Raw genomic sequence first — 16,127 nt, 5'->3', positions numbered from 1 at the left:
TCGACCCTTGAAATTTTTGATTAAATAATGAGAAGGATATTTTTGTAAAAATCACTTTTTATGGAATTATACTATACTTTTTCGGTGCTAATTGTATTAGCATCATTCTTCGCCTATTTGAATTTAAGATTTTTAAAACTTCCTGGAACCATCGGAATTATGATTATTGCTATGTTGGTTTCAGTAGGAATTCGTCTTTTGGGAGATTCTTATTTTCCTGCAACGACAAAGCATTTTTTTGATCTGATAAAAGAATTTGATTTCAATGAAATCCTTATGGGAGCGATGTTGAATTTCCTTTTATTCGCGGGAGCTCTTCACGTAAATATGTTTGACCTTAAGGAACAAAAGGTTCCAATCATGATTTATTCGACAGTCAGTGTCGTTTTATCAGCCTTAATTATTTCTGTTCTGCTATATTATATCGCGCCACTTTTAGGTATAACTATTCCGTATATTTTTTGCTTGGTTTTCGGAACATTAATTTCTCCAACCGATCCAATTGTGGTTTTGGGGGTTTTAAAAGAAGCCAAAGTTCCTAAAAGAATCGAAACCAAGATTGTTGGTGAATCATTATTTAATGACGGAGTTGCGGTTGTAATGTTTGCGGTTGTCCTTAAAATGGCGACCGATCCAACATTTGATGCTACTTTTAGTTCAATTAGTTGGTTGTTTATTAAAGAAGGAATTGGCGGACTTTTATTAGGAGCTGTCTTCGGATTTACAGCATCTAAGGTGATGAAGAAAATAGACGATTATAAGGTTTCGGTTTTAATTACCCTTTCTATCGTGACAGGAGGTTTTTTAGTTGCTCAAGCGTTGCATGTTTCTAGTCCGCTTGCAATGGTGGTTTCTGGATTGATTATTGGAAATTATGGTAAAAAAGTTGCGATGAGTGAAGTAACTAAAGATTATCTTGGCAAGTTTTGGGAGCTTATCGATGAGATTTTGAATGCTGTTTTATTCCTTTTTATAGGTTTTGAATTGTTGTTGCTTCCAAATTTAGACAAACAGTTATTGACAGGGGTTGTTGCCATTTTTATAGTGCTTTTTTCAAGATTAACATCAATAGTTTTGCCATGGAAATTCTTTGATATATTCAAGTTCTTCGGAATCAAATCGGCCTACAACAAAGGTTCTTTGATGGTTTTGGTTTGGGGCGGAATTCGTGGTGGAGTTTCTATTGCCTTAGTGCTTTCTATGCCAGAGGGAGAATATAAAAACCTGCTTTTGGAAGTAACTTATATTGTGGTATTATTTTCAATTGTTGTTCAAGGATTGACAGTTGGAAAGTTAGCTAATAGAGTTTTGGAGAAGGAGTAAAGATTTAGAAATAGATACAAGAGCAAAGAAACAAGACTTATGTTCTTTGTCATTAAATTTTTAATTAAAAACCCTGCAAGTTCTTTGCAGGGTTTTGTTTTTATCGTTTATCGTCTTTAGAATAATTAGATTCTCCATTAATATTAATTTCTCCACCTAAAAAACGAGGTTCGCGATTTCTCAAAACATCAAAAAAAGATTTGAAAATCGAACCATATTCTCTAAATCGAACATAATTATATCCAAGATATTCTCCTTTATTAGCGGAATATCCAGAAGATTTAATACCAAGTTTTTGTCCGATATAAATAGCACGATTTAAATGATATTCCTGCGAAATTAAAGTTGCTTTTTTAATCTTAAAAATATGTTTTGCCCGATACATTGTTGAGTAAGTGTCGAAACCTGCATAATCGATAAAAATCTTTGTAGTGTCAAGACCATGATTATAACAGTAGTTTTTCATTACCGTTAATTCGTCATATTCATCGCGACCATTATCACCCGAAAGTAAAATTTTATTGATGCGTTTGGCTTTCCAAAGCATAATTCCCGCATCCAAACGATCTTTTAAATACTTGCTTGGCTGATTTCCATTAATTCCCGCACCAAAAATAATTCCGACATCATTCTTTGGGAACTTTTTTATTGAATAATAAATGTTCTTCTTGGTCGCAGATTTCACGTAATAATTTATTGAGACAATGGCAGTCAATCCGATAATGGCAAGATAAAGTGCTATTTTAAAATATTTTTTCACGGCTTGTATTTGTAAGATTAAGATTTAAAACACGAAGATAAGTAAATTTATTTCTAAGAAAAATCAAATAAAAAAACCGAAGCAAAAAAGCTTCGGTTTCAAAATTCGGTTCTCTAAAAAGCTTAGCAACTTAGAACCTTAGTATCTTAGAATCTTTACAACAATCCTGCTCTTTTCAATAAAGCTTCAGGTTTTGGTTCTTGCCCTCTGAAACGTTTGTATAAAGTCATCGGATGTTCTGTTCCTCCTTTTGAAAGCACATTGTCTTTGAATTTCTTCGCAATTTCGTCATTAAAGATTCCGTTTTCATGGAAATATTCAAAAGCATCAGCATCTAGAACTTCTGCCCATTTGTAGCTGTAATATCCAGAAGAATATCCACCTTGGAAAATATGAGAAAAAGCAGTACTCATAGCATTTTCTTTTACATCAGGATACAATTGCGTGTTCGCAAATTGTTCGGTTTCGAAAGCTTTTAAATCTGTAATCGAAGTTGGATCTTGTCCGTGCCAAGCCATGTCTAAAAGTCCAAAACTTAACTGGCGCAATGTTGCCAAACCTTCTTGGAAACTTGCACTTTCTTTAATTTTCTGAACATACTCAATCGGAATAATTTCTCCTGTTTCGTAATGATTTGCAAACAAAGCCAAAGCCTCTGGCTCATAACACCAGTTCTCCATAATCTGACTTGGTAATTCTACGAAATCCCAATAAACAGAAGTTCCTGATAAACTCGGATAAACTGTATCGGCTAACATTCCGTGTAAACCGTGTCCGAATTCGTGAAATAAAGTTGTTACTTCATTAAAAGTTAATAACGAAGGTTTTGTTTCTGTTGGTTTTGTAAAATTACAAACGTTAGAAATATGTGGTCTTTCGTTTACGCCATCTTTTACATATTGAGATTTGAATGAAGTCATCCACGCGCCGTTTCTTTTTCCTTTTCTTGGGAAGAAATCGGCGTAGAAAATCGATACTAAATTTCCATCATTATCTTTTACTTCGTAAGTCGTAACTTCTTCGTGGTATTTATCAATGTCAAAAACCTCTGTAAAAGTTAAGCCGTATAATTTTTTGGCAACGGTAAATGCGCCGTCTAAAACTTTTTCTAATTGAAAATATGGTTTAAGCTTTTCATCATCTAAATTAAAAAGCTGTTGTTTTAATTTTTCAGAATAATATGCCCCGTCCCATTTTTCCAATTGTTCGATTCCGTCCAATTCTTTTGCGAAAGCAGTTAATTCTGCAAATTCTTTTTGAGCTGCTGGTTTTGCTTTAGACAATAAATCATTTAAGAAAGAGAATACTTTTTCTGGACTTTCGGCCATTCTTTCTTCTAGAACAAAATGCGCATGTGTTTTGTAACCTAATAAATTAGCTCTTTCATGACGAAGTTTGGCAATTTTTAGAACGTTTTCTTCATTGTTGAATTCATTCTTTTGGAAACCTTTAGCACCAAACGCAATTGCCATTTTTTTACGCAATTCACGATTATCAGCATAAGTCAAAAACGGAACATAACTTGGATGGTCTAAAGTGAAAATCCATCCTTCTTTTTCCTGATTTTTGGCTAATAATCTTGCCGCTTCGATTGTTCCTTCTGGCAAACCAGATAAATCTTTCTCATCGGTTAAATGCAACTCGAAGTTGTTGGTTTCGGCCAAAACATTTTCGCCAAACTGTAAACTCAATTTCGATAATTCTTTGTCAATTTCTCTTAATTGATTTTTCTTGTCTTCTGGTAAATTCGCTCCGTTTCTAGAAAAGCTTTTGTATTTTTTGTCTAATAAAGTCGTTTGCTCTGGATTAAGATTCAAACTTTCTTTTTGATCATAAACAGCTTTTACTTTTGCAAACAATTCAGCATTTAAGCGAATGTCATTTCCTAATTCTGAAAGCCAAGGCGAAACTTCCTGTGCAATTTTCTGCATTTCGTCATTTGTTTCAGCTGAATTTAAGTTGAAGAAAATACTTGAAAGACGATCTAAAATATCACCCGAAAAATCCATAGCTACAATTGTGTTTTCAAAAGTTGGCGCATCTGGATTATTTACAATTGCATCAATTTCGGCTTTAGCCAAAGCAATTCCTTCTGTAAAAGCAGGAACATAATCTTCAATTTTAATTTGCGAAAAAGGTGCAGTGTTATGTTTGGTGTTGAAATATTGTGTTAATACGCTCATAAGTAGAGTTTTTTAAAAGTAGTCAGTGGTCAGTTTTTTTAGTGTTCAGTTCTCATAAAGACAACTACTGAACACTAAAAAAACTGACCACTGATCACTAAATTTATTTATTAAGACTTTCAGCCGCTTTATTAACTGCCGCTTTCAATTCTTCTTTATAAGAAATAATGGTATCTAAAACTTTTTTATCGTGGCTTCCGATGATTTGTGCTGCTAAGATCCCAGCATTTTTTGCTCCGTTTAAAGCAACAGTTGCGACAGGAACGCCGCCTGGCATTTGTAAAATTGATAAAACAGAATCCCATCCATCAATAGAATTGCTAGATTTTACTGGAACTCCAATTACTGGAAGCGGAGACATTGAAGCCACCATTCCAGGTAAATGCGCCGCACCGCCCGCACCAGCAATAATTACTGAAATTCCACGAGTGTGTGCGTTTTTGCTGAAATCAAATAATTTCTCCGGCGTTCTGTGTGCCGAAACGATATCTACTTCAACTTCTACATTAAATTGTTTTAATATGTCGATTGCATCCTGCATAACTGGCATGTCGGAGATGCTTCCCATTATAATAGCTACTTTGCTCATGTTTTTTTGTTTATCTTGTTTCAGGTTTAAAGTTTCAAGTTGTTGGAAACTGAAAACACTCTTTGTTTAGTTTTAACTGAATACTATGACTGCGGCTGACCACTAAAAATTACTGACCACTGATCACTTTAATAGTATTCTTAACTTCCTGCGCAATTCTTCTGGCTTCGGCCATATTTTCATTTACGATTGTCACGTGACCCATTTTTCTGAAAGGGCGAGTTTGTTTTTTTCCGTAAATGTGTGGTGTAACGCCGTCCCATCCTAAAATGGTTTCGATGTTTTCATAAACCACATTTCCAGAATGACCTTCGGCACCTACTAAATTTACCATAATTCCGGCAACTTTGCTGTCTGTATTTCCTAACGGAAGATCTAAGATAGCGCGTAAATGATTTTCGAATTGTGAAGTATAACTTGCTTCGATAGAATAATGTCCAGAATTATGTGGACGAGGAGCAACTTCATTAACTAAAATTTCGTCGTCCTGAGTTTGGAACATTTCAACTGCTAAAAGACCAACGTGGTTAAAATTCTCTGAAACTTTTAAAGCAACAGCCCTTGCTTTTTCGGCTACTTTATCGTCGATTCTTGCTGGACAGATTACGTATTCAACTTGATTTGCTTCTGGGTGAAATTCCATTTCCACAACCGGATACGTTTTCATTTCGCCCGATGGATTTCTAACTACAATTACAGCCAATTCATTTTTGAACGGAACCATAGTTTCTGCAATACATTCTACATTTGGCAATGTATCTAAATCTGAAACTTGGCGAACTATTTTTACACCATTTCCATCGTAACCAAATTCGGTGCATTTCCAAACAAATGGCAATTTGATTGTTGATTGTTCATTAACGATTTCTGATTTTAGATTTTCAAGGTTCTCAAATCTTTTGAAAGGTGCAGTTGGGATATTATTTTTAGCGTAAAAATCTTTTTGAACGCCTTTATTCTGAATTCCTTTTAAGGTTTTTGGAGATGGATATACTTTTAAGCCTTCGTTTTCTAGTTGCGTTAAAGCTTCAAGATTTACCAATTCGATTTCAAAAGTCAAAACATCGACTTGTTTTCCGAAATTGTAAACCGTTTCATAATCCATTAAATCGCCTTGAAAAAACTTGTTGCAGGCAATTTTACTAGGCGCTTCGTCGCTTGGATCTAGAACGTAAGTTTGTATATCAAATTTTCTGGTGTCAAACAAAAGCATTTTGCCCAATTGTCCGCCACCTAATATTCCTAATTTAAAATCAGAAGAAAAATAATTCATTTTGTGTTGTGTTTTTGCAAAGATACTTTTTAATCTTTTTTAGCCAAAATTTAGTTTTTTATGCCACAGATTAAAAGGATTAGAAAGGATTTTTTTTGTTTGCCACGAATTGCACAAATTTCCACTAATTTTTTTAGACCGAATTTGAAAAAAAAAAATAATTCGTGAAAATTTGTGTAATTCGTGGCAACTAAAACCTATTTTATTTTCTTTAAAACTTCTTTGGCTACGGCTTTATAGGCTGCAGTATGATCCCCGAAATCTTTGTCGATTATGACTTTTAGCTCGGGATGTATCCAGTCGTAATGATTTCCTAGAATGTATAGAGTTCTTATGGAATAAGCTTTTGTGGCAACTTTGGTGTCATTAATAAGCCAGTCAAAAGAAGCTTCAATACAATCTTGAAGATTTTCTTCGGAGAGTTTTATGCCATTTTCGTTTTTCTTATAATGCGATTTTACCAAAAGCTGAACGACTTTTGCAATCGGACGCATAGAACTTTCGTCTTTTAAGACTTTCAGATTTGAACAGAAAAAATCTAGATGAGGTTGTAACCAATTTAATTCTTCGTACGAAACAAATTCTAAAATCCAACAAGCTTTATGATTGTTTTTATCTTCGGGTGAAAAGCAAATCGAAACCAATTCGCTAAAAAGCGATGGGTTTTCTAGAACATCTTGCGCAGCTTTTAGACGGTTTTCTCTATAAGCATTTACGTAATCCAGTTTTTTCTGCAGTTCGGAAAGCATTGTTTTTGAGATTTAATACGGCGCTAAAATAAATAATTTAGCGAGACAATTTCGTAATAGTTTGTGAGTGGTATGAGATAGTAAAATCGCTCCACACAATTCAGCGCCATAAACACTAGAAAATGGACCTTATCAATATTTTGGACTTCATTTTTTTAGGCGGAACTGTTTTTAGAATAAAAAAGAAAAACAAAGAAGAAGAAAATATTTTTTGAAAGGCATAAAAAGAGCTGGGATAGAACGCAATTTTATTTAACACATAGAAACATAGCATTGATTGAGGCAAAAAAGGCGTTTGACTTATTTAAAACTCACATCCCGATGCTTCGGGGTCATGCAAGAAAATGAGATTTTTTGTAACATCTTTTTAAACAAAAATCTATATTTCTATGTGTTTAGAATCTTTTTAGAGTTGGAATTTGGTGCTTCAAAATTGCCCATAGGCAAGACAGTCACTTTAGTGACATTACTTTTAGATTCGATAGCGTAGGGTGCAGGAAGCGTAATATCTCCAATGGCAGTTTTTACAACATTTCCGGGCTGTTTGGCAAGAGCTTCTTTTTCTTCTTTTTTTACTTGCCCATTGCAGCCTGTCATTAAGGCTAATAGCGGTATATAAAATAGGGCTAAGGGTTTTTTCATTATTTTTGCGGTTAAATGGTTAGGGTACAGCAATTTACTTAAATTTGGAATAGGGTTAAAAAATATTTTGTAAACATTAACTGATATTTAACATTCTTAAAAAATATCTCGATACAGTTTATTTTGATAGAAGCAGTTAAGTTGTAATTCTGTATCTTTGTCCATTATTTTAAAAAGAAAAATAATGATACAACTTCACGATAAACAATTTGTTCCGTTTATTTCGGCTAAAGAAATTGATTTTGCTTTAACTAAAATAGTTGCTCAGGTAGAAGATGATTTTGGAGATGATACGCCAATTTTTATTGGAGTTTTGAATGGTGCTTTTATGGTCGTGTCAGATTTTCTAAAAAAATATAAAAAGCCATGCGAGGTTTCGTTTATAAAAATGGCATCGTATGAAGGAACTGAAACAACAAATGCTGTTAAAGAATTAATCGGAATCAATCAGGATCTTTCAGGAAGAACCGTAATTATCATCGAAGATATTATTGATACCGGAAATACAATTGAAGAATTAAAGCACTTGTTTAAAGCGCAAAATGTAAAGCATTTTAAAATTGCAACATTATTCTTTAAGCCAGAAGCATACAAAAAAGACATAAAAATAGATTACATCGGAATTCGTATTCCGAATAAATTTATTGTAGGTTACGGTCTGGACTATGATGGTTTAGGAAGAAACTTAACCGAGATTTACAAATTAGCAGAATAACAAAACACAACTAAATATTCATTTAAAGACTTCTGAAAGACAGAAGTAACAACACTCATTTCAATTATGATTAACATCGTTTTATTTGGAAAGCCTGGTGCAGGAAAAGGAACTCAGGCAGAATTTTTAAAAGAGAAATACAATTTAACACACCTTTCAACAGGAGATATTTTTCGTTTCAATTTAAAAAATGATACTGAACTAGGAAAACAAGCAAGAGTTTTTATGGACAATGGAGAATTGGTTCCTTGCGAAGTAACAACTGCAATGTTAATTGATGAGGTGAAAAAACACCCAGATACAGCAGGATTTTTGTTTGACGGTTACCCAAGAACAATCAACCAGGCTGAAGCTTTAGATAAATTTTTACCAACAATCGGGTCTAACGTAACTGCAACAATTGCTTTAGAAGCTGATGACGAAATTTTGGTAAAACGTCTATTAGAAAGAGGAAAAACAAGCGGAAGAGTTGATGATCAAGACGAAGAAAAAATTCGTGTGAGATATCAGGAATACAATGAGAAAACTGCTCCGTTAATTGGATATTACAAAGAACAAAATAAGTTTCATGCCGTAGACGGTATCGGAACGATTGAACAAATTACAGAGCGCTTAACGTCAGTTATAGATAATTTGTAGAAGCTTTTTCCAGCTGTACGTTACGAGTCCTCGCTAAAAAAACTATTTTTCTATACCATAAAACGAGCTTCCTTCGGTCGCTGTTTTCTGGCAAGAAAAATTAGTTTTTTTAGCTCCGGGCTCTTCTCTTCCATCTGGGCTATTTTAGATTACGATTGCAAATTACATTAACGAGACTATTTTATAACGAATCCCCTATCAATTGGAAATACTAATAATATTTTTTCTAATTCTATTAAACGGAGTTTTCTCCATGTCTGAAATCGCTTTGATTTCGGCCCGTAAAAACAGGCTCGAAACGGCAGCAAAAAAAGGCAATAAAAGTGCTAAAACGGCACTCGATTTAGCCAACTCCCCAAATAAATTTTTGTCTACAGTACAAATCGGAATTACCTTAATCGGAATTTTAACCGGTATTTATTCTGGAGATAAAATCACGGCAGATGTTGAACTTTTTGTTGCAGGAATTGCCGTTCTTAAACCTTACGCACATTCAATCGCTGTTGGAATTGTAGTGGTAGTTTTAACTTTTTTCTCATTGGTTTTGGGAGAATTGCTTCCAAAACGAATTGGATTAAATTATCCAGAAGCTATTGCTAAAATGGTGGCGATGCCAATGAAAGTGATTTCGATTATTACGGCACCATTTATTTGGTTGCTAACTTCTTCAACAGATTTTTTACTGAATGTTCTTCAGATAAAACCAACTGCTGATGGAAAAGTTACAGAAGAAGAAATTAAAGCCATTATTAAAGAAGGAACTGAAGTTGGGGAAGTTCAAGAAATAGAACAAGACATTGTGGAGCGTGTTTTTCATATTGGAGATAGAAAAGTAAACTCTTTAATGACACACCGCAAGTCAGTAGATATGCTGCCATTAAAAGCAGATAAAGAAAAAATTAAAGAATTAGTAGTTCAGGATTTGCATGCTGTTTATCCAGTTTACAATGATAATTACGATGATATTGTTGGTGTTGTAACACTTAAAAATATTTTTGCGAATATTGAAAAAGATAATTTCGATTTAGCAGCCATAATGTCTGATGCTCCTTATTTAATGGAACAAACTACGGCTTATAAAGCATTAGAGAATTTCAAAAAAACAGGAGTTCATTACGCTTTAGTTTCAGATGAATATGGTGTTTTTCAAGGTATGATTACTTTGAATGATATTTTAGAGGCTTTAGTTGGTGATGCCGCTGAATTCTATAAAGATGAATTCCAGCTTATAGAAAGAGAAGATGGTTCATGGCTGGTTGATGGACATTATTCGTTGCATGATTTCTTGACATATTTCGAATTAGACGAATTAACAAACGATTACGAAGTAAACACTGTAAGCGGAATGATTATGACTGAGTTGTCTCATATTCCAAAAGAAGGAGAGAAATTAGTTTGGCAGAAATTCGTTCTAGAGGTAATCGATATGGACGGTGTTAAGATTGATAAAGTGCTTGTAAGAGCATTAAAAGAGTAGAGAGAAAATTTGTTTCAAGTTTCAAGTTTCAAGTTTCAGGTTATGCATTACGTAACCTGAAACTTGAAACTTGAAACTTGAAACTTTACATAAACAAAGAAAATGACAGAAGGAAATTTTGTAGATTACGTTAAGATATATGTTTCTTCCGGAAAAGGAGGAAAAGGATCTACGCATTTACATAGAGAGAAATTTATTGAAAAAGGCGGTCCCGACGGAGGAGATGGAGGTCGCGGAGGACATGTGTATTTGGTTGGGAATAAAGGACTTTGGACATTATTTCATTTAAAATTTGCACGTCACATTAAAGCAGGTCACGGTGGAGATGGAGGTTCAGACAGAAGTACGGGAGCTGATGGAGAAGATAAAGTAATTGAAGTGCCATTAGGAACTGTTGTAAAAGACAAGGAAACTGGAGAAACACTTTTTGAAATTACAGAACACGGAGAGAAGCAAATCCTTGCAAGAGGAGGAAAGGGAGGTTTAGGAAACTGGCATTTTAGAAGTTCTACAAACCAAACACCTCGTTATGCACAGCCAGGTTTACTTGGGGTAGAAATGGATGTGATTCTGGAGCTTAAAGTTTTAGCTGATGTTGGTTTAGTTGGCTTCCCAAATGCAGGAAAATCTACTTTACTTTCGGTTTTAACTTCAGCAAAACCAAAAATTGCCGATTATCCGTTTACAACTTTAAAGCCAAATTTAGGAATCGTTGCTTACAGAGATTTCCAATCTTTTGTAATTGCTGATATTCCAGGAATTATTGAAGGCGCTGCAGAAGGAAAAGGTTTAGGGCATTATTTCTTGCGTCATATTGAGCGTAACTCAACTTTATTGTTCTTGATTCCCGTTGACACGGCAGATATTAAAGGAGAATATGATATCTTGGTTAACGAATTAACAAAGTATAATCCTGAAATGTTAGATAAAGAACGTCTTGTTGTGATTTCAAAATGCGATATGTTGGACGATGAACTAAAAGCAGAATTGAAAGCAGAATTAGATGTTTCTTTCAAAGGCGTTCCTTATATGTTTATTTCATCTGTTGCACAACAAGGTTTGACAGATTTGAAAGATAGGCTTTGGAAAATGCTTAATGAGTAAAAAAGTTTCAATTAAAAACATAAAACCCGACAATAAACAGTATTGTCGGGTTTTTCTTTTTGTACGAAAAAAAACAAAAAGATATAAGATGGCTAAATCTTACGTGATAAGTTCAAACTACAATCCGAAGTTTTTAGAAATTCCGATGTTTAGGGTTTTTCCAAAGTTAAAGCTTAAACGTTCTTGTCTTGGATCATTTTTACCGTCAAGATTATCGTAGTTAATTCCTCCAATAGAGAAATTTAAACCAAATCCTCTTTTCATATTAATGAATAAAGCAGGAGTAAGACTAGCATAAATTCCTTTTGCATCATTAACATTAGTTGATTGGTATCCAGCGCCTAAATCACCAAAAACAGAGAACATATCCGAAAGAGGAACTGTGTAACGTACAAAACCTCCAATTTTGTATTTTTCAGTTGTGTCTGCTCCTGCTGCTTTTACATTCATGATAGAACCTTCAACTCCAGCTGTCCATTGGTCTGCAAATTGATACCCTACTTTTGGTGAGAATTCGAAGTTTTCTAATTTAGAATCGCCAATTTTCTCAGAAGAGAATCCAACGTTGCCACCTAATAGGATAGAATTTTTTTGTGCACTTGCCATAGTTGTAAATATGATTACAACTGCTACTAACATTTTTTTCATTTTCACTTAATATTTATTGGGACGCAAATGTAGTACAAAATAAATTGTAGGAAATAATTTATTGTATTATTTTTGTTTTGAAAGTTTATTTTTATAATAATTGCTTTTATTTAAAAGATGCAATTGTTTTATATAATGTTTTTATTAATTTTTATGTGTTTACCTAAGAAAATTAAATGTTATCCTAGTTTTCTGAAAATTGTGAATTTCGCAAAATCATGCCTTATTCAATTTATTATGTTTTGTTTTTGAATGTAAAGCTTATTTTTTTTGCTAAAATGGCTTATATTCGCATCACTTAAACAAAATAACATGAAAAAAGTAATTTTATTCTTGACCATGTGCCTTATGGCTTTCCCAATGAGAGCCGATGAAGGAATGTGGTTTTTGATGTTTATCGAAAGATTGAACCATAGAGATATGGAAAAAATGGGCTTGCAATTGACAGCCGAAGAAATTTACAGCATTAATCACCATAGCTTAAAAGATGCGATTGTACAGTTCAATGGAGGTTGTACGGCAGAAATCGTATCAAACAGCGGTTTGGTTTTGACTAATCACCACTGTGGATATAGCGCAATTGCAGAACTTTCAACTGCAGAGCAAAATCATTTAAAAGATGGTTTCTGGGCAAAAAGCCGTTCAGAAGAACTAAAACCTAAATCTTTGTTCGTTCGTTTCTTCGTTCGTATGGATGATGTTTCTAAAAGAATCTTATCTAAAGTAAACGATCAAATGACAGAAACTGAAAGAAACAAAATCATTCAGCAAGAAATTGCTTTGATCGAAAAAGAAAACAGCGAAAACGGAAAATACACAGTTTCTGTTCGTCCTTTCTTTCAAGGAAATGAATATTACTATTTTGTTTACCAAGATTACACAGACGTTCGTTTAGTGGGAACTCCTCCTGAAAGCGTTGGTAAATTTGGTGGAGATACAGACAACTGGGAGTGGCCTCGCCAAACTGGAGATTTCTCTATGTTTAGAGTTTATGCAGATAAAGACGGAAATCCTGCTACATATTCTAAAGACAATGTGCCTTTAAAACCAAAACACTATTTGCCTGTTAGTTTAAAAGGTGTAAAAGAGAATGATTTTGCAATGATCTTGGGTTATCCAGGAAGAACAAACCGTTGGATGCCAGCTGGAGGAATTGAGCAAAACATTAAATATGCTTATCCTGCTTGGGTTGAAGGTGCAAAAACAGGAATGGATGTAATGAAAAAGTATATGGATAAAGATGCAACTGTTCGTTTACAGTACGCTTCTAAATATGCTTCAACTGCAAACTACTGGAAAAACCGTCAGGGTATGATTGATGCTTTAACAAAAGCAGGTACGGTTGATACTAAAACAGCACAAGAAGATAAATTCTATGAGTGGGCTACTAAACCTGCAAACAAAGAAAAGTACGAGAATGTAATTCCGACTATCAACGATTATTACAGAGAAACAAACTTAAAAGCACGTCACGATAATTATTTGACTCAGCTTTTACGAACTTCTAGTTATGCGACTGGACCAGCTAATTTAGGAAATGCATTAATTGCTTATTATAAAGAAAATGATGCGAAGAAAGCAGAAATGCTTCCTAAAATTAATGCAATGGTAGAAAGCATTTATGGAGATTTTTATGCTCCATTAGAAAAAGATGTTTTAGTAGCTCAATTGAATCTGTATGCTTCTAAAGCTGCAGAATATGGACTTGCTCCAGAGGTTGCGAAAATGAAAACGGCTAACAATGGAGACTTTACTGCTGATGTAGCAAAAGCAACCGAAATTAGTTATTTCACAAGCAAAGAAAAAGTATTGGCATTTTTGGCTGATCCGAAACCATTAGCAATTGTACACGATCCGTTGTATATTATTTCTAATGATTTATTGACTAAATACCGTGCTAAAACAGACGATCAGGCAAAAGCAGATGATGGATTTGCAGCAGCTTACCGTAAATTGGTTGAAGGTTTAAGAGAGTCTAAATTGAACGCAATTAAATATCCAGATGCAAACTCTACATTGAGATTGACTTACGGAAAAGTTCGCGCTTTACCTGCAGATCCTCGTAATGATGCTAAAATCAACAACTATACTACAATGGAAAGTATGGTTAAAAAATACAAAGCAGGAGATCAGGAATTTGACTTACCAGCTCGTTTATTAGAATTGAACAAGAAAAAAGATTACGGACAATATGCTGATAAAGCGGGTTACATGCCAGTAAACTTCTTAACAGATAACGATATTACTGGAGGAAACTCTGGTTCGCCAGTTCTTAACGGAAAAGGAGAATTAATCGGAATTGCTTTTGACGGAAACATTGAAGCAATGGCTGGAGACGTTATTTTTGATTCTAAATTGCAAAGAACAATCAACGTAGATATTCGTTATGTACTTTGGATTATCGACAAATACGCTGGAGCTAAAAACATTATCGACGAATTGACGATCGCAAAATAATCTTTAATTCCTGATTGTAAATATCAAACCCGACACGTTTTCAAAACTTGTCGGGTTTTTTTATTGTCTTCTAATTAATTTATTTTCAAAACCAAATTTGACATATTATATTTCCTTATTTTTGAAGAATAATTATGGAGTTTAATAAGTTATTTGCCATTTCGATTAACCGATTAAACAGTTTAACGATTAAACATTTTAAATGAAAACACATTTCATCGCCATTGGCGGAAGCGCTATGCACAATCTGGCATTAGCATTACATAATAAAGGATACCAAGTTACAGGAAGTGACGATGCAATTTTTGAACCTTCAAAATCGAGATTGGAGAAAAAGGGAATTCTTCCGGCAGAAATGGGTTGGTTTCCAGAAAAAATCACTTCAGATATTGACGCAATTATTTTAGGAATGCATGCAAAAGCAGATAATCCTGAATTGTTAAAAGCGCAAGAATTAGGTTTGAAAATCTATTCGTATCCTGAATTTTTATACGAACAATCTAAAAATAAAACTCGTGTTGTAATTGGTGGTTCTCATGGTAAAACTACGATTACTTCAATGATTCTACACGTAATGCATTACCACAATATTGCGGTTGATTATATGGTTGGCGCGCAGTTGGAAGGTTTTGATACTATGGTGCATTTGACTGAAGAAAACGATTTTATGGTTTTGGAAGGTGATGAGTATTTGTCTTCACCAATTGACAGACGTCCGAAATTTCATTTGTATCAGCCAAATATTGCTTTGATTTCTGGAATTGCGTGGGATCATATTAATGTTTTTCCAACTTATGAAAACTATGTGGAGCAGTTTGAGATTTTCATCGAAAAAATTACAAATGGCGGAATTTTAGTTTACAACGAAAATGATCCAGAAGTAAAACGTGTTTCTGAGGGAGCGACAAATCCGATTAGAAAAATTGCTTATTCAACTCCTGAATATTCTGTGAGTGAAGGAGTAACTTTATTAAAAACTCCAGAGGGCGATATGCCAATTGAAGTTTTTGGAGCACACAACTTAAATAATTTGGCTGGAGCAAAATGGATTTGCCAAAATATGGGCGTTGATGAAGCCGATTTCTACGAAGCAATTGCAAGTTTTAAAGGTGCATCTAAACGTTTAGAAAAAATTGCAGAAGGAAAAGGAAAAGTAGCTTATAAGGATTTTGCGCATTCGCCAAGTAAAGTGGCTGCAACAACAAAAGCGGTAAAAGAGCAATATCCAAACAGAACTTTAGTAGCTTGTTTAGAATTGCATACTTATAGTAGTCTAAATGCTGAGTTTTTAAAGGAATATGAGGGCGCTTTAGAATATGCAGATGTTGCTGTTGTTTTCTATTCTCCAGATGCGGTAAAAATTAAACAGTTAGAAGAAGTAACTTATGAACAGATTGCTACTGCATTCAATAGAAAAGATTTAATCATTTATACCAATCCTGCTGAGTTTAAAGAATATTTGTTCAATTTAAATTTAGACAATTCTGCACTTTTATTAATGAGTTCTGGAAATTACGGAGGCTTAAACTTTGATGAGGTAAAAAGTTTGATTAATTAGAAAATTAGTC

14 protein-coding genes are annotated in these 16,127 nt (G+C 34.0%); 7 read left to right on the top strand and 7 right to left on the bottom strand.

Annotated features, from left to right (window positions below; genetic code table 11):
• Positions 1-60 precede the first annotated feature (60 nt).
• Positions 61-1,323 carry a cation:proton antiporter gene (locus PQ463_RS15290; protein ID WP_274254422.1) on the top strand — a complete coding sequence of 421 codons (1,263 nt, stop codon included), beginning with the start codon at positions 61-63 and terminating at the stop codon, positions 1,321-1,323.
• 100 nt (positions 1,324-1,423) lie between these two features.
• On the opposite strand, the gene PQ463_RS15285 is transcribed toward PQ463_RS15290, so the two are convergent.
• From PQ463_RS15285 to PQ463_RS15260, 6 genes are all read right to left on the bottom strand, one after another.
• Complete coding sequence (locus tag PQ463_RS15285; RefSeq protein ID WP_274254421.1) at positions 1,424-2,083, bottom strand: SanA/YdcF family protein; 660 nt, start codon at positions 2,081-2,083, stop codon at positions 1,424-1,426.
• Positions 2,084-2,238: 155 nt separating this feature from the next.
• On the bottom strand, positions 2,239-4,266 hold the full coding sequence (locus PQ463_RS15280; protein ID WP_274254420.1) for a M3 family metallopeptidase: 2,028 nt from the start codon (positions 4,264-4,266) through the stop codon (positions 2,239-2,241).
• Between the two features lie 103 nt (positions 4,267-4,369).
• On the bottom strand, positions 4,370-4,855 hold the full coding sequence (gene purE, locus PQ463_RS15275; protein ID WP_129747982.1) for a 5-(carboxyamino)imidazole ribonucleotide mutase: 486 nt from the start codon (positions 4,853-4,855) through the stop codon (positions 4,370-4,372).
• Positions 4,856-4,964: 109 nt separating this feature from the next.
• Positions 4,965-6,128, bottom strand: a complete 1,164-nt coding sequence (locus tag PQ463_RS15270; RefSeq protein ID WP_274254419.1) for a 5-(carboxyamino)imidazole ribonucleotide synthase — start codon at positions 6,126-6,128, stop codon at positions 4,965-4,967.
• Positions 6,129-6,325: 197 nt separating this feature from the next.
• The gene (locus PQ463_RS15265) at positions 6,326-6,877 is read right to left on the bottom strand and encodes a HEAT-like fold family protein (protein ID WP_274254418.1); all 552 of its coding nucleotides are present in this window, start codon (positions 6,875-6,877) and stop codon (positions 6,326-6,328) included.
• Positions 6,878-7,264: 387 nt separating this feature from the next.
• Positions 7,265-7,519, bottom strand: a complete 255-nt coding sequence (locus tag PQ463_RS15260; protein WP_239457894.1) for a hypothetical protein — start codon at positions 7,517-7,519, stop codon at positions 7,265-7,267.
• Between the two features lie 184 nt (positions 7,520-7,703).
• Between PQ463_RS15260 and hpt the strand changes: the two genes are divergently transcribed.
• From hpt to obgE, 4 genes are all read left to right on the top strand, one after another.
• Entirely contained in the window at positions 7,704-8,234 is a 531-nt protein-coding gene (gene hpt, locus PQ463_RS15255; RefSeq protein ID WP_111379706.1) for a hypoxanthine phosphoribosyltransferase, read from the top strand.
• Positions 8,235-8,300: 66 nt separating this feature from the next.
• The gene (locus PQ463_RS15250; RefSeq protein WP_274254417.1) at positions 8,301-8,873 is read left to right on the top strand and encodes an adenylate kinase; all 573 of its coding nucleotides are present in this window, start codon (positions 8,301-8,303) and stop codon (positions 8,871-8,873) included.
• A gap of 253 nt (positions 8,874-9,126) precedes the next feature.
• On the top strand, positions 9,127-10,350 hold the full coding sequence (locus tag PQ463_RS15245; RefSeq protein ID WP_238989935.1) for a hemolysin family protein: 1,224 nt from the start codon (positions 9,127-9,129) through the stop codon (positions 10,348-10,350).
• Between the two features lie 102 nt (positions 10,351-10,452).
• A complete protein-coding gene (obgE, locus tag PQ463_RS15240; protein ID WP_274254416.1) occupies positions 10,453-11,454 on the top strand; it encodes a GTPase ObgE in 1,002 nt (333 codons plus the stop codon).
• A 117-nt stretch (positions 11,455-11,571) separates the two neighbouring features.
• Here the strand turns inward: obgE and PQ463_RS15235 are convergent, their stop codons facing one another.
• Complete coding sequence (locus PQ463_RS15235; RefSeq protein ID WP_274254415.1) at positions 11,572-12,102, bottom strand: outer membrane beta-barrel protein; 531 nt, start codon at positions 12,100-12,102, stop codon at positions 11,572-11,574.
• 312 nt (positions 12,103-12,414) lie between these two features.
• On the opposite strand from PQ463_RS15235, the gene PQ463_RS15230 reads away from it, so the two are divergent.
• Together PQ463_RS15230 and PQ463_RS15225 are read left to right on the top strand one after the other, a co-directional pair.
• Complete coding sequence (locus tag PQ463_RS15230; protein ID WP_274254414.1) at positions 12,415-14,559, top strand: S46 family peptidase; 2,145 nt, start codon at positions 12,415-12,417, stop codon at positions 14,557-14,559.
• 202 nt (positions 14,560-14,761) lie between these two features.
• Positions 14,762-16,117 (top strand): UDP-N-acetylmuramate--L-alanine ligase, encoded by a 1,356-nt coding sequence (locus PQ463_RS15225; protein ID WP_274254413.1) that lies wholly within the window; start codon positions 14,762-14,764, stop codon positions 16,115-16,117.
• Positions 16,118-16,127: the final 10 nt, after the last annotated feature.

This window comes from Flavobacterium sp. KACC 22763 (assembly GCF_028736155.1).
GTDB lineage: Bacteria > Bacteroidota > Bacteroidia > Flavobacteriales > Flavobacteriaceae > Flavobacterium.
The sequence above is the reverse complement of the archived record's forward strand: the minus strand, read 5'-3'. Positions and strand labels throughout refer to the sequence as shown.